General features: G+C 61.8%; 14 protein-coding genes and 1 pseudogene. 5 read left to right on the top strand and 10 right to left on the bottom strand.

The features are described from left to right. Positions 1-79: 79 nt before the first annotated feature. A complete protein-coding gene (locus GIV26_RS25540; protein ID WP_236282712.1) occupies positions 80-1,300 on the bottom strand; it encodes an MFS transporter in 1,221 nt (406 codons plus the stop codon). A 113-nt stretch (positions 1,301-1,413) separates the two neighbouring features. On the opposite strand from GIV26_RS25540, the gene GIV26_RS25545 reads away from it, so the two are divergent. Both GIV26_RS25545 and GIV26_RS25550 read left to right on the top strand, forming a co-directional pair. After that, positions 1,414-2,298: a LysR family transcriptional regulator gene (locus GIV26_RS25545; RefSeq protein WP_060764635.1), complete on the top strand. Its 885-nt coding sequence runs from the start codon at positions 1,414-1,416 to the stop codon at positions 2,296-2,298. Between the two features lie 56 nt (positions 2,299-2,354). Next, positions 2,355-3,032, top strand: a complete 678-nt coding sequence (locus GIV26_RS25550; RefSeq protein ID WP_236264412.1) for a GNAT family N-acetyltransferase — start codon at positions 2,355-2,357, stop codon at positions 3,030-3,032. Here the strand turns inward: GIV26_RS25550 and GIV26_RS25555 are convergent. Further along, the gene (locus GIV26_RS25555) at positions 3,022-3,624 is read right to left on the bottom strand and encodes a TetR/AcrR family transcriptional regulator (RefSeq protein WP_236282714.1); all 603 of its coding nucleotides are present in this window, start codon (positions 3,622-3,624) and stop codon (positions 3,022-3,024) included. The genes GIV26_RS25550 and GIV26_RS25555 overlap by 11 nt on opposite strands. 72 nt (positions 3,625-3,696) lie before the next feature. On the opposite strand from GIV26_RS25555, the gene GIV26_RS25560 reads away from it, so the two are divergent. Continuing rightward, complete coding sequence (locus GIV26_RS25560; protein WP_236282716.1) at positions 3,697-4,296, top strand: NAD(P)H-dependent oxidoreductase; 600 nt, start codon at positions 3,697-3,699, stop codon at positions 4,294-4,296. A 1-nt stretch (position 4,297) separates the two neighbouring features. Here the strand turns inward: GIV26_RS25560 and GIV26_RS25565 are convergent, their stop codons facing one another. From GIV26_RS25565 to GIV26_RS25575, 3 genes are all read right to left on the bottom strand, one after another. Then, positions 4,298-4,687 carry a hypothetical protein gene (locus GIV26_RS25565; RefSeq protein WP_034127625.1) on the bottom strand — a complete coding sequence of 130 codons (390 nt, stop codon included), beginning with the start codon at positions 4,685-4,687 and terminating at the stop codon, positions 4,298-4,300. 133 nt (positions 4,688-4,820) lie between these two features. After that, positions 4,821-6,077 (bottom strand): 3-phosphoshikimate 1-carboxyvinyltransferase, encoded by a 1,257-nt coding sequence (locus tag GIV26_RS25570; RefSeq protein ID WP_034127624.1) that lies wholly within the window; start codon positions 6,075-6,077, stop codon positions 4,821-4,823. Positions 6,078-6,312: 235 nt separating this feature from the next. After that, the gene (locus tag GIV26_RS25575; protein ID WP_057977255.1) at positions 6,313-6,867 is read right to left on the bottom strand and encodes a UPF0149 family protein; all 555 of its coding nucleotides are present in this window, start codon (positions 6,865-6,867) and stop codon (positions 6,313-6,315) included. A gap of 184 nt (positions 6,868-7,051) precedes the next feature. Between GIV26_RS25575 and GIV26_RS25580 the strand changes: the two genes are divergently transcribed. After that, positions 7,052-7,864, top strand: a complete 813-nt coding sequence (locus tag GIV26_RS25580) for a crotonase/enoyl-CoA hydratase family protein (RefSeq protein ID WP_034127622.1) — start codon at positions 7,052-7,054, stop codon at positions 7,862-7,864. 5 nt (positions 7,865-7,869) lie between these two features. Beyond that, a complete protein-coding gene (gene nudC / locus GIV26_RS25585) occupies positions 7,870-8,703 on the top strand; it encodes an NAD(+) diphosphatase (RefSeq protein ID WP_034127621.1) in 834 nt (277 codons plus the stop codon). Here the strand turns inward: nudC and GIV26_RS25590 are convergent. From GIV26_RS25590 to GIV26_RS25610, 5 genes and pseudogenes are all read right to left on the bottom strand, one after another. After that, a complete protein-coding gene (locus GIV26_RS25590) occupies positions 8,671-9,450 on the bottom strand; it encodes a TSUP family transporter (protein ID WP_019816888.1) in 780 nt (259 codons plus the stop codon). The two genes, nudC and GIV26_RS25590, sit on opposite strands and share 33 nt — an antisense overlap. Before the next feature lie 169 nt (positions 9,451-9,619). Beyond that, positions 9,620-10,336 carry a phosphatidylcholine synthase gene (gene pcsA, locus GIV26_RS25595; RefSeq protein WP_003191017.1) on the bottom strand — a complete coding sequence of 239 codons (717 nt, stop codon included), beginning with the start codon at positions 10,334-10,336 and terminating at the stop codon, positions 9,620-9,622. A 148-nt stretch (positions 10,337-10,484) separates the two neighbouring features. After that, positions 10,485-11,405: a class I SAM-dependent methyltransferase gene (locus GIV26_RS25600; RefSeq protein WP_060764630.1), complete on the bottom strand. Its 921-nt coding sequence runs from the start codon at positions 11,403-11,405 to the stop codon at positions 10,485-10,487. A 236-nt stretch (positions 11,406-11,641) separates the two neighbouring features. Beyond that, positions 11,642-12,130 (bottom strand): DUF1289 domain-containing protein, encoded by a 489-nt coding sequence (locus GIV26_RS25605; RefSeq protein WP_236282718.1) that lies wholly within the window; start codon positions 12,128-12,130, stop codon positions 11,642-11,644. Between the two features lie 148 nt (positions 12,131-12,278). Next, positions 12,279-12,420 (bottom strand): annotated as a pseudogene (locus tag GIV26_RS25610) (ribonucleotide-diphosphate reductase subunit beta); the annotation flags it as partial.

Here is a 12,420-nt window from a genome sequence, read left to right on the forward strand (position 1 = left end):
ACGTTACCCTTGAGCTTGAAAGTGCCCATGATGCGCGATCCAGGTGCGTCCATGCACCCGTTGGTCCGAACTTTTTTGCTCAGTTCTTGAATGCCGAGTGTTTCGCGCCCTGATCGCGCCAGACCAAGACCTTCACCAAAATGGCCAGCAGTATCAAACCTGCCGCCATGGCGAAGGTCGCGTGCAAGCCGACTTCCACCGCCTGGGGCGCGGCGTGGCTGACATCCGGGGTGGCGCGGGCGAACACCGCGCCGAGGGCTGAGGCGCCGAAAATCAGGCCCAGGTTGCGCGACAGATTCAGCAGGCCGGACACTGTGCCTCGGCGTGTCGCCTGTATATCGCTCATTACCGCCGTGTTGTTGGCCGCCTGGAACAGGCTGTAGCCGGCTGTCAACACGATCAGCGCCGCGAGATAAACACCAAGCCCGGACGCCTGCGACAGCAACAGGGCCCCGCACAGCATCACGCTCAGCCCCACGAGGGTCAGGCGTTGGTTGCCGAGGTGATCGGTCAGGTAACCCGCCGGTACACCGGTAACCGCCGCGACCGTTGGCCCGACGGCCATGGCCAAGCCCATCCAGGCGGGATCGAGGCCCAGGCCACGGGACAGGTAGAACGGGCCCACCACAAACGTGGCCATGATCACCGCCGACACCAGAACGCTCATGACCAGGCCGGCGCGCAACGGCGCATCGCGCAGGGACGCCCAGAGTGTATCGCCTGGCGAAGCTTCGCGGGCGTTAGCATCCGCCGGCAAATAACGGTAGGCGAGGGCGGCAGCCACACCCGCCAAGGGCAGGCCGATCAGAAACAGTGCGCGCCAGCTCCACAGGCTGAGCAATACTCCGCCGACACTCGGCCCTATGGCCGTGCCGAGTGCCGACATAGTGCCGAGCAGGCCCATGACTCGGCCGGTATTCGCTTTCGTGACGGTGTCACCGACCATGCCCAGGGTCATCGCCATCATGATCGCCGCGCCCAGGCCCTGGAATGCCCGTGCGCCGATCAGCCAGGACAGGGTTGGCGCGGCGGCACACCCGGCGCAGGCCAGGGCAAACACCAGCAACCCGGCCAGCAGCAAGCGCCGGCGCCCCAGACGGTCACCCAGGCGCCCGGCGCTGACAATCACGGCGGTGATGGCCAGCAGGTAGGCGAGCACCACCCACTGCACGGCCTGAAACGATGCCCCGAAGGCGTGCGCCAGGCTGGGCAGGCCGACATTCGCGATGCTGGTGCCCAGGGCGGCCAGCAACATGGACAGCGACAAGGCCATCAGGCCGCCGCGTGTGGAGGTTTGCATGCGCGTTTCCTTGAGTGAATGCACCTGTCGCAAATCTACGGCGTCGCCTAAGATGGCGGAAGACGCATGGGTTGCAGGTTATAGCTGCATCCAGCGCCTGATAAGGAGCCCCCATGCCCGACCTCAATTTACTCATCACCCTGGACGTGTTGCTTGCCGAAGGCAGCGTCGCTCGCGCCGCCCAGCGCCTGCGCCTGAGCCCTTCGGCCATGAGCCGGGCCCTGGCGCGTTTGCGTGCAGCCACTGGCGATCCGCTGCTGGTACGTGCCGGGCGCGGCCTGGTACCGACGCCCCGGGCGTTGCAATTGCGTGAACAGGTCAGCCAATTGGTGCAGGACGCCCATGCGGTATTGCGCCCGGCAAACACCCTGGACTTGGGTGAGGTGGTGCGCACCTTCACCCTGCGCACTAGCGAGGAGTTCGTCGAACGCTTCGGCCCCGCCTTGCTGGCGCGTATCGCCCAGGACGCCCCAGGGGTGCGCTTGCGTTTCGTGCACAAGAGCGACAAGCACAGTGCGTTGCTGCGCGACGGTGTCGTCGACCTGGAAACCGGTGTGGTCGATGCCGGCGCCAGCCCGGAGGTGCTGACCCAGGCGCTGTTCCGTGACCGCCTGGTGGGCGTGGTGCGTGAGGGCCATGCTCTGAGCCGCGGCCTTCTTAGCGCAGCGCGTTTCGCCCAGGGACAACATGTCTACGTGTCGCGGCGTGGGCAGGACCGTGGCCAGATCGACGAGGCCCTTGAGGCGCAAGGTCTGGTTCGGCAGGTCGGCATCGTGGTCGCCGGTTTCAACACGGCCATCGCCCTGGCGCGTGATACCGACCTGATCGCCAGCGTGCCTGAGCGCTATATCACAGTGCCGCCTCGAGGCTTGTACTGCTTTGAGCTACCGGTGACATTGCCGCCATTTACCGTGGCGATGCTGTGGCACCCGCGACAGGACGCCGACCTGGCCCATCGCTGGCTGCGCGCATGTTTGCGCGAGGTGTGCGGGCCATGAGCGGCGCGCAACAGGTACAATCGCCGCTGCCTTGACGCGAAACCCCAGGAATTTGCATGTTCAGCCTTACCCGCTACACCACGCCGTGCCCCGAACCGGTCAACAGCCAGATCCTGCAGATGGTGGTGGACAACCTCACCGATATCAGCAGCGTAGCGCTGGCACCGAGCAATCTGCTCTACAGCATCTACCAGTACGCCATCGGGTTTGAGGTGCACCTGTACCTTGAGGCGTTGAATGGCGAAAAGGGCATCGCCGTCGAGTTGGTCGTGGCGATGGAAGACGAGACGGTGGTGGGTTTTTGCCTGTATCTGCCGGTGAAGGATGATCCGCACGCGTGTGGCATCGCGTTTATGGCGGTGCAGGCGGGCTTTCGTCGCCAGGGTGTGGCACGCAGCATGATGGACGAAGTGTTGGCGCGTTATCCCCACGCCGAACTGGCCTGTGCGGTAGAGAAGGTTGCGGTGTTCGAAGCCATGGGTTTCCAGGTACGCGGTGCGCGTGGCACCCAGGTCGTGATGAACACCCGCAACTACGGCACCGATGGGTTGATGGGCGTGTTGGATGTGGCCTCAATCTACAGCTCGCTGGAAGTGCGGCAGATCCACACCTACCTGCTGCAAAAACACGGCAAGCGCGCCATGGTCGACGCAGAGAAACAGCGTGATCGGCACCTGGACCAGTTGACGCGCAAGGCGCAACTGTTCGTCCAGGGCCGTCTGCCTACGGCCTGACGCGCCTGACCATCCCGAGGATAGTCTCCAGCAGCTCCTGCTGAGCTTCCTCCCGGCTGATCTCGCCATTGGCCGCCGCATGGGACAGGGCTTCCGCCGCGCCGAGCATGGCGCGCAACCCGGCCTGGGAGATGCTGCCGCCGTGGGTGAAGGGCGACAGCGCATCTCGGCATTTATCGAGAAAGATCGCCTCGTATTCGCGCTTGGATGCTTCCAACTCCGGCGAACCGCTCAAGGCGGCAATCACCCCGGGTATTTCCCGACCTTGCAACAACACACAATCGACATACGACGACGCGATGACCCACGCACGCTCCTCAAGGGTCGCGTTGCTGGTGGCGATGGCATTGGCAAACACCTGGTCCTGGCGTTCGTCGAAGTCTGCATACAGCGCGGCCAGCAAACCCGCGCGTGTAGCGAAGTGGTCGTACACCACTGGTTTGGTGACGCCCGCCAGCTCGGCCAGGCGGCCCAGGGTCAGGGCGTCGGTGCCCTCGTCACGCACCAATTGCCAGGCCACGTCGAGTAACTGGCGCAGGCGATCTTCACGGGACAAACGACGACGGGGGGCAGGGGATTCATTGCTTGACATGCTTATATACCAAAAGTAACTTATTCGACGTAACTTACTAAAAGTAGATTAAGCCGAAACGGAGTCAAAGTCATGCACGCACTGATCGTTGTTGCCCATCACGACCCACAATCCCTTACCCATAGCGTGGCCGCCGAGGTGGGTGCAGGCTTGAGCGCCTCTGGCCACACCTTTGAAATAGCCGACCTTGCCGCTGAAGGGTTCGACCCACGCTACAGCGCGGCCGACCATCGGGTGCACCGTACTCGGGCGACGCCGCCAGCCGACGTGGTGGCCGAACAGGCCCGCATAGACCGCGCCGACGCGCTGGTGCTGGCGTTCCCCATCTACTGGTGGTCGATGCCGGCGTTGCTCAAGGGTTGGGTCGACCGCGTATTCGTCAATGGCTGGGCGATTGATTACGGCCCCGATACACCGGTGCAGAAGAAACTCAGGCATTTGCACGTGCATGTGCTGGCCCTGGGGGCGGCTGACGAAAGCGCCTTCGATCGACACGGTTATGCCAAGGCCATGAATACCCAGATCGACTACGGCATCTTTGATTATTGCGGGGCGCGGGTACTCACTTCCGAGTTGTTGTTGGACTCGGAAAGTGGCACGGCCCAGGCGCATTTGCACAAGGCCCGGACCGTGGGGCAGGGGTTGTTTGAGCGTGAGGCCGTCGCGGGATAATTCAAGCGTCGCGAAACAGGTCGTGGGCGTCGAGCAAGCGGTAGGCAATCTCTGGGTTTTTCTCCAGGCCACGGCGAATGGAGGCGGGGATCGACTGGCGGGTCTTGCGGCACATGCCCGGCAGTTCGTCGATGACGATCTGGATCCCGCGCATGCTTTTGACCTCGGTATGCCCGGGCGCGATGTGTACGCGGATGCCCAGTTGGTCGTACATCCGCTGTTGCAGGTGTTCGAGGTCTTGCAGGCTCTTGAGGTTTTCCAGGCGCTCCAGCAGGATTTTTTCCTGCTGTCGCGTCAGTTGCAGAATGCGCAAATCAGCGCCGGGGGCTTCCAGCAGTTGTTCACGGTTGCAGACACAGGCGCCGGGTGGGCAGGGTTGGCGAAGGGTCATTGACGCTCCCGGCAAGGTTCAGTTGTAGGAGCGAGCTCGCTCGCGAAAAACTCACAGGCGCCGCATTCATTCAGCAAACACGCGTTTTGGTTAACGTTTTTCGCGAGCAAGCTCGCTCCTACAGGTTTGTGTGTCAGTAGCTTAAGTGAACGCCCAGGCTGGCCAGCGCTTTCCAGTAGTCAGGGTAGGTCTTGGCTACGCAGTCCGGGTCTTGAATGCGAATGCCCGAGACTTTCAGCCCGGCCAGGGCAAAGCACATGGCGATGCGATGGTCGGCGTGGGTGTCGATCAGTGCGGTGCAGGCGGTGCCAGCCAGGGCGGGGTCGCTGGCGACCAGCAGGTCATCGCCCTCGATGGTCGCCAGGCCCGGGCGAATTTCGTTGAGGCCATCGTGCAGCGCCTGCACGCGGTCACATTCCTTGACGCGCAGGTTCGCCAGTTCAGTAAAGCGCACCGGGGTATTGTTGAATGCGGCGAGCACCGCCAGGGTCGGGATCGCATCCTGCATTTGTGAACCCACCACCGTGGCCTGCATGTTCGGGAATTGCGCGATCACGGCCTGTGCCTTGGCGTCGGGCTGGGTGAAGTCCTGCGCGGCTACACCAATATCGATACGGCCACCGGTCAGTACTTCTGCGGCCCACAGGTAAGTGGCGGCGGAAGCGTCGGGTTCGATCAGGTAATCATGGGCGGTATAGCCCGTGGGGGCCACGCGCCAGGTGGTGTCGTCCACGATGTCTACTTGGGCCCCGAACGCACGCATGCAATCGAGGGTCAGGTCCACATAGCCACGGGCGCCGATGTCCTTGCCGGTCAGCGCCACTTCAATCGGCGCTTCGCCGCACGCCGCCAGCATCAGCAGGGCCGATACGTACTGGCTGGACAAGCCTCCGTCAATCTCAAAACGCCTGGCCTGGACCTTGCCCGCGCCATGCACCGTTACCGGTGGGCAACCGGTGGGGCTGTCGACCTGGATGCCGTTCTGGCCCAGGGTGGCCAGCAGCGGGCCGATCGGGCGTTTTTGCATGTACTCGTCACCGTCCAGTACCACGGTGCCTTGCACGGTGGCGACGGCAGCCGTGAGAAAGCGCATGGCGGTGCCGGCGTTGCCGAGGAACAACGGCTGGGCCGGCAATTGCAGCGAGCCTTGGCTGGTGACGACAAAGGTGGTGTCGTCCGGCTCGTCGATGGTGACGCCCATCTGCCGCAGGGCGACCGACATGTGGCGCGTGTCATCACTTTTGAGCGCACCGCTCAAACGGCTGGTGCCCTTGGCCAGTGCCGCGAGCAACAGCGCACGGTTGGTAATGGATTTGGAGCCGGGGGGCGCGACCTTGCCAGTGAGGGGGAAGTTGGGCGGTGTAACGGTCACGGTTTTCTGCGAACTCAAGGTACAAGGCTCCTGGTCAAGGCAAGGTGGCGTGGAGTGGCCGACGTGCGGACCCGAATCATCAGGCAAACACGCCATGCTTGTCGAGTGAGTGGGTGATCTGCGTGATTTATTGGCATGCGCTGCGTCCCTAATGTAGGAGCGAGCTTGCTCGCGAAAACGTCAACGATAAGCGTGCTTCCTGAATGAACGCGGCGCCTGGAAGTTTTTCGCGAGCAAGCTCGCTCCTACTGCCTTAGCGCTGGCTCAGCCAGTAGTCATGCAGCGCCCGCGCAGCCGGTTCGATTTCGCTGACCTGCAGTTGATGGGCGTTTACATCCAGGTCTGCCGGCAGTTCGAAATTGTCCTGTTCGGCGCAGCAGGAAATCCGCTCCAGTTGCCCGGCTTGTACAGCGGGCAATGGCGGCCAGTTGGCTATCGCCACACCGCGCACATAACCAAAGCACCATTCCTCGGCAAGGGTCACCGCCTGGCCTTGATGTTCGGTTTCATCGAAACGGGCTTTGAATGCCTGGGAGTCAGTGGCCAATTGCGCGGCCAGGGTATTCATATGGCGTACACACAGCTCGAGAAAAGCCTGGGCCTCGTCCATGTTGTCCCATTCAGGGTTTTGCCCGCCCCAGATCGCCGGGAACCACTCGGCCACATCCACCTTGGCCGGGCTGGAAACCAGGGCGGTGAAATAACCGTCGAGTTCGGCCATGTTCAGCACCGAGTGGTCTTCGCCGTATTTGAGCAAGGTGGCGTCAATGAATTCGAAATCGGCGGGAGCGAGTGGTTGGGCGTGCATGGCATTTCCTTAAAACGTCGAGCGCCGCGCACAGCGCGGCTTAAAGCGCAAAGGATGGCCTGTGCATCGGGTTTTATCCAGCGTCTTTTCCCTCACCGTGGCCAGTCCCGTTTTTGGCCGATGCGCCGTGGCGCACCCTTGATATAGTCTGGCCTTTCTCAATCGCCAGTCAGGGATCACTGCCATGTCCGAATACCAAGCCTTCGTTGTCGAACTCAGCGGCAACGTTGCCCATGTGCAGATCAATCGCCCGGAAAAGATCAACGCCATGAACGCGGCGTTCTGGACCGAAATCATCGACATCTTCCAATGGGTCGACGAGACCGACGCCGTGCGTGCCGTGGTGCTCAGCGGCGCGGGCAAGCATTTTTCCTCGGGCATCGACCTGATGATGCTGGCCTCGATCGCCAATGATTTTGGCAAGGACGTGGGTCGCAATGCGCGCCTGCTGCGCCGCAAGATTCTCGAGCTGCAAGCTTCGTTCAACGCCGTGGACACTTGCCGCAAGCCCGTGCTGGCGGCGATCCAGGGCTACTGCATTGGCGGCGCCATCGACCTGATCAGCGCGTGCGACATGCGCTATGCAGCCGAGGACGCGCAATTCTCGATCAAGGAAATCGACATCGGCATGGCCGCCGACGTCGGCACCTTGCAACGCCTGCCGCGCATTATTGGCGACGGGATGCTGCGTGAACTGGCCTACACCGGCCGTCAGTTCGGCGCTGAAGAAGCGCGCAGCATCGGCCTGGTCAATCGCGTGTTTGCCGATCATGAAAGCCTGCTGGCGGGTGTCATGGACCTGGCCCATCAAATCGCCGCCAAGTCGCCGATTGCCGTGACCGGCACCAAGGCCATGATCAGCTACATGCGTGACCACACAGTCAATGACGGCCTGGAATACGTTGCCACCTGGAACTCGGCTATGTTGCAATCCAATGACCTGCGCGTGGCCATTGCGGCCCATATGAGTAAGCAGAAACCCGAATTCGTGGATTGACTGACATGACCCCAGGCTGGATTACCACAACGCTGCTGGACAACGACGCCCCCGGCGGCTGGGCGGTCGCCCGCAGCCGCGAAGGCTTCTTACACGACACCAACGGCCCGCTGTTCCCGCGCGAATGGCTCAAGCGCCAGGACCTGCCGGTGTTTGCCGAACACGGCATCGGCCACCTCGACGGCGAGCCGGTGTACCTGTTGGAACTCGACTCGCCGGCTGATGTGCCAGGGTGCAGTTGGCAGGGCTTGCGTGGCTTTATGCTGCAAGGTGATCACACCTTGTACAAGGTGCTGGGCTACGCCGCGCAGATCGGTACCTGGGCGCGGGAACACCGTTTTTGTGGCAGTTGTGGCCAGGCGATGGTACAGGTGCCGAGGGAGCGGGCGATGTATTGCCAGGCCTGCGACCTGCGCAGCTACCCACGGATCTCACCGAGCATGATCGTGCTGGTGACCCGTGGCGATGACATCCTGCTGGCGCGTTCGCCGCGTTTCGTCACCGGGGTCTACAGCACCCTGGCCGGTTTTGCCGAGCCGGGGGAGTCCGCCGAAGACTGCCTGATCCGTGAAGTGCGTGAAGAGGTGCAACTGGAGGTCAAGAACATCCAGTACATGGGCAGCCAATGCTGGCCGTTCCCTCACTCGATGATGCTGGGCTTTCACGCCGAATACGCCGGTGGCGATATCGTGCCCCAGGCCGACGAGATCGAGGACGCGCAGTGGTTCAATATCCACGAGCTACCGCCGTTGCCGGCGTCACGCTCGATTGCGCGTTACCTCATCGACCTCTACGTGGCCCGCCGTTTAGGCCACGCTGAACCAGTGCTGCCAGGCTAGGCGCACGGTCAGGCCCAGGACCACTGCGATAAACACCGGGCGAATGAATTTGGCGCCGCCGCTGATCGCGCTGCGTGCGCCAAAGAACGCGCCACACATCACCGATACCCCCATCGCCAGGCCGACAATCCAGTCCACCGAACCATTGATGATAAACACCGTCAGCGCCGCCGCGTTGCTGACGAAGTTCATGCTGCGCGCTACGCCGCTGGCCTTCACCAAGTCGATGGGGTGCAGCAGCATCGTGCTGACCGTCCAGAACGCCCCCGTGCCGGGCCCGGCCACGCCGTCGTAGAAACCCAGGCCAAAGCCCTGGGTGGCTTGCCATTTCTTTTTGATCGGTGCCTCGGCGTCCAGTGGCGCCTTGGGCGTGCCACCGAACAGCAGGTACACACCGCAGGCGAAGACGATCACCGGGAGCATCTTGTTCAGGGTTTCGGCAGGCAAGTAATGGGCGACGACCGCGCCGGTCAGTGCGCCGATCAAGGTACCGACGATGGCGTGCACCCATTGGCGTGGGTGGAACAGCTTGCGCCGGTAGAAGGTAAAACTGGCGGTGGCCGAGCCGAAGGTGGAGCTGAGCTTGTTGGTGCCCAGCACCAGGTGCGGCGGCATACCAGCGGTGAGCAGGGCGGGCGTGGTCAACAAACCGCCACCGCCGGCGATGGCGTCGATAAAACCGGCGATAAAGGCGACAACGGCCAGGATGGCCAGGGTGGTGAGGTCAACGCTGAGTTCGAAGGGCATGGGCAGGGCTTATTGTTGGAGGGCCGCAGAAGGCCAGCATCTTACTGCGATGTGACTCAAATGTGGGAGGGGGCAAGCCCCCATAGCAGTGTGTCAGTGACCAATAAGCTGACTGACACACCGCCATCGGGGGCAAGCCCCCTCCCACATTTTTTACCGAGCCCGCTTGTTATTTGTGCGCGCCCAGCCATTCCACGGCCGTGCGCCAGATGCAGATACCCAGGAAGTACGCCGACATCAGCGACCACAGGCCAAATGTCCAAGGGTTGGTGTTTGGGTAATCCACCACCATCAGGAAGCTGCACAGCAGCCAGATGGTGGTCACCGCGATGTTGATCGGCATGAAGCGCTTGACCCGGAACGGGTGCAGGAACTTCATCGGCGTGACGGTCAACAGCGCCAGGCCGATCACGGTCAGCAAGGTGACCCACGCATCCGGCTGGATGATATAGACGCACAGGGCAACGACGTTCCAGGCGGCAGGGAAGCCGACGAAGTAGTTGTCCTTGCTCTTCATGTTCACGTTGCAAAAGCAGAACAGCGACGACACCAGAATCACCGACACCGCAAACAGGTGGGTGAAATCAGGCAGGTCGATGTAGCGGTAGATAAACAGTGCAGGAATGAACACGTAGGTGAGGTAGTCGATCACCAGGTCCAGCACCGAGCCGTCAAAGCTGGGCAGCACCGTGCTGACATTCACCCGTCGCGCCAGCGAGCCGTCGACGCCATCCACCACCAGTGCCAGGCCCAGCCACAACAGGCACGCCTTGGGGGAGTTTTCCAGCAGCGCCAGGGTGGCCAAAAAGGCCAGTACCACACCGGTGGCGGTAAAGCCGTGGGCGCCCCAGGCTTTGAGTCTGGCTACATGCAGGGTCGATATCACGGGCGGTTCTCCAAAAGGTCAAACGGGGCAGCCGACGACGTAGCGCCGTCGAGTCTGGCCAGGGAATGCAGGTATCGACCGGGAAGGGGAGGATAAGGTTCACCGCCCGGCGTATCCGTTAGCGTAGCAAGCGTAGGATGTTTCGGCATCAGCCCTGACGGAACACCAGGGCCTTTAGCCCACTCTGTGGGTCAATGTCAGGGAATTCCGGTGGGTTTTCCAGCCGCTGTACAAACCGCAGGCCCGGTGCTTCGCGGGTCACGCCGTCGATCAGGAAGTCCTCGCCGAAGGCCGGATCGTTCATGCATGCCAGCACGGTGCCGTGGGCACTGAGCAAGTCCGGCAGGCGGCGCAGCACGCGCTGGTAATCCTTGGTCAGCAAGAAACTGCCTTTCTGGAAGGAGGGCGGGTCGATGATCACCAGGTCGTAAGGGCCGTTGTTCGTCACCTTGGCCCAGGACTTGAACAGATCGTGGCCGAGGAAACTCACCCGGCTCAGGTCGTGCCCATTCAGGCGATGGTTGTCGCGGCCACGGCTTAGGGCCCCACGGGCCATGTCCAGGTTCACCACATGGTCGGCGCCGCCTTCGATGGCGGCCACGGAAAAACCGCAGGTATAGGCAAACAAATTCAGCACACGCTGGCCGTGGGCTTGTTCGCGCACCCAGTTGCGCCCGTAACGCATGTCGAGGAACAGCCCGCTGTTCTGTTTTTTACCCAGGTCGATCAGGTAGCGCAGGCCGCCCTCGGTGATGGTCAGTTCGTCGATGGCGTCGCCCACCAGCCATTCGGTGGTGCTTTGCGGCAGGTAGCGGTGTTGCAGGGCCACGGTGTGCACGCCGAAACGGCTCCACTCGATCTGCAACAGCGTGTGCTTCAGGGCATCCAAGTGCTCGGTTTCTTTGAACAAAGCAACCAGCACCACCCCTTGCAGCCAGTCCACCGTCAGTTGTTCCAAGCCCGGCCAGCAACGGCCACGGCCATGGAACAGGCGCCGGGTTTCCGCAGGCGCGTCAGCCAGGGCAGTGAGCAAGTGGGCGTGCAGGGTAGCGAGTGCGTCTGGGTTCATCGTTAAGCGTCAGTCATCGGGCGGGCGGCATTTTAAACACAATTGGGTGGGAACTGGCTTGCCTGCGATGACGGCCTGATGGTCGACGCTTATCTACCTTGGATCGCGGAGCGTGAGTTGGATCATCGTCGGCTGTCAGGGCCGTCACGGGAGCAAGCTCCCTCGCCACAGGTCCAGCGTTGTACCGCAGTAATGTAAATACCTATGGCCAGTTCCCGCAGTGTTTGCGATTTGGGTCAGCGCGTGGCAATCAGCGCCGGCCCGAATGACTCTTTCAAGAAAACCGGGGCGATATAGCGTTCGTAATGTGCCTCGGACAGCAAAAAGAACTCTCGATCTATCGCATCGCGCAAATCTGCCAGGTGGCGTTCACGAAACTCCGGTAACAGCGTCAAACCATAGGCATCCAGCCTGGAAATCACCCGCGCACCCCGCGCAATCAACTGGTATGCCCAGCAATACGGCGACTGGTGCGGCATAAAACGAATCTTGCGCGCTTCCAACTGCTGTCGCAGGCAGTGCGGGTCGAACACTTCCAGCTTGCTGGCCATTACCTGTACCAGCAGTTGTTCCAGACGCAGCCACACCGCCTGTTTTTCCTCGGCGTTATAGCCATTCCACTGGATCACCTCGTGGTGATAGCGCTTGCAGCCCCGACAGATCAGGTCACCGTAGACGGTGGAGCACAGGCCGACGCAAGGGGTTTTGATGGTTTGGTTGGGCATAAAGGCTTGCTTGCAAAGTCTATGGATCATCAATAGCCAATGTGGGAGCGGGCTTGCCCGCGATAGCTGTGTGTCAGTGGGTACATCCGTGACTGATACAGCGCTATCGCGGGCAAGCCCGCTCCCACATTTATTGGTTCGTGTTGATTCAGTCCCAGCTCAACGCGCCGCCGGTCTGATACTCGATCACACGGGTCTCGAAGAAGTTCTTCTCTTTCTTCAAGTCCATGATCTCGCTCATCCACGGGAACGGGTTAGTCGTGCCTGGGTACTCTTCCTTCAAGCCGATC

This window comes from Pseudomonas sp. PA-1-3F (assembly GCF_021609665.1).
In the GTDB taxonomy this organism is placed as follows: Bacteria; Pseudomonadota; Gammaproteobacteria; order Pseudomonadales; family Pseudomonadaceae; genus Aquipseudomonas; species Aquipseudomonas paracarnis.

Bases quoted from the DNA above. Each gene is read 5' to 3' on its own strand.
- GIV26_RS25540 (WP_236282712.1), bottom strand. From the start codon at position 1,300: ATGCAAACCTCCACACGCGGCGGCCTGATGGCCTTGTCGCTGTCCATG.
- GIV26_RS25545 (WP_060764635.1), top strand. From the start codon at position 1,414: ATGCCCGACCTCAATTTACTCATCACCCTGGACGTGTTGCTTGCCGAA.
- GIV26_RS25550 (WP_236264412.1), top strand. From the start codon at position 2,355: ATGTTCAGCCTTACCCGCTACACCACGCCGTGCCCCGAACCGGTCAAC.
- GIV26_RS25555 (WP_236282714.1), bottom strand. From the start codon at position 3,624: ATGTCAAGCAATGAATCCCCTGCCCCCCGTCGTCGTTTGTCCCGTGAA.
- GIV26_RS25560 (WP_236282716.1), top strand. From the start codon at position 3,697: ATGCACGCACTGATCGTTGTTGCCCATCACGACCCACAATCCCTTACC.
- GIV26_RS25565 (WP_034127625.1), bottom strand. From the start codon at position 4,687: ATGACCCTTCGCCAACCCTGCCCACCCGGCGCCTGTGTCTGCAACCGT.
- GIV26_RS25575 (WP_057977255.1), bottom strand. From the start codon at position 6,867: ATGCACGCCCAACCACTCGCTCCCGCCGATTTCGAATTCATTGACGCC.
- GIV26_RS25580 (WP_034127622.1), top strand. From the start codon at position 7,052: ATGTCCGAATACCAAGCCTTCGTTGTCGAACTCAGCGGCAACGTTGCC.
- nudC (WP_034127621.1), top strand. From the start codon at position 7,870: ATGACCCCAGGCTGGATTACCACAACGCTGCTGGACAACGACGCCCCC.
- GIV26_RS25590 (WP_019816888.1), bottom strand. From the start codon at position 9,450: ATGCCCTTCGAACTCAGCGTTGACCTCACCACCCTGGCCATCCTGGCC.
- GIV26_RS25600 (WP_060764630.1), bottom strand. From the start codon at position 11,405: ATGAACCCAGACGCACTCGCTACCCTGCACGCCCACTTGCTCACTGCC.
- GIV26_RS25605 (WP_236282718.1), bottom strand. From the start codon at position 12,130: ATGCCCAACCAAACCATCAAAACCCCTTGCGTCGGCCTGTGCTCCACC.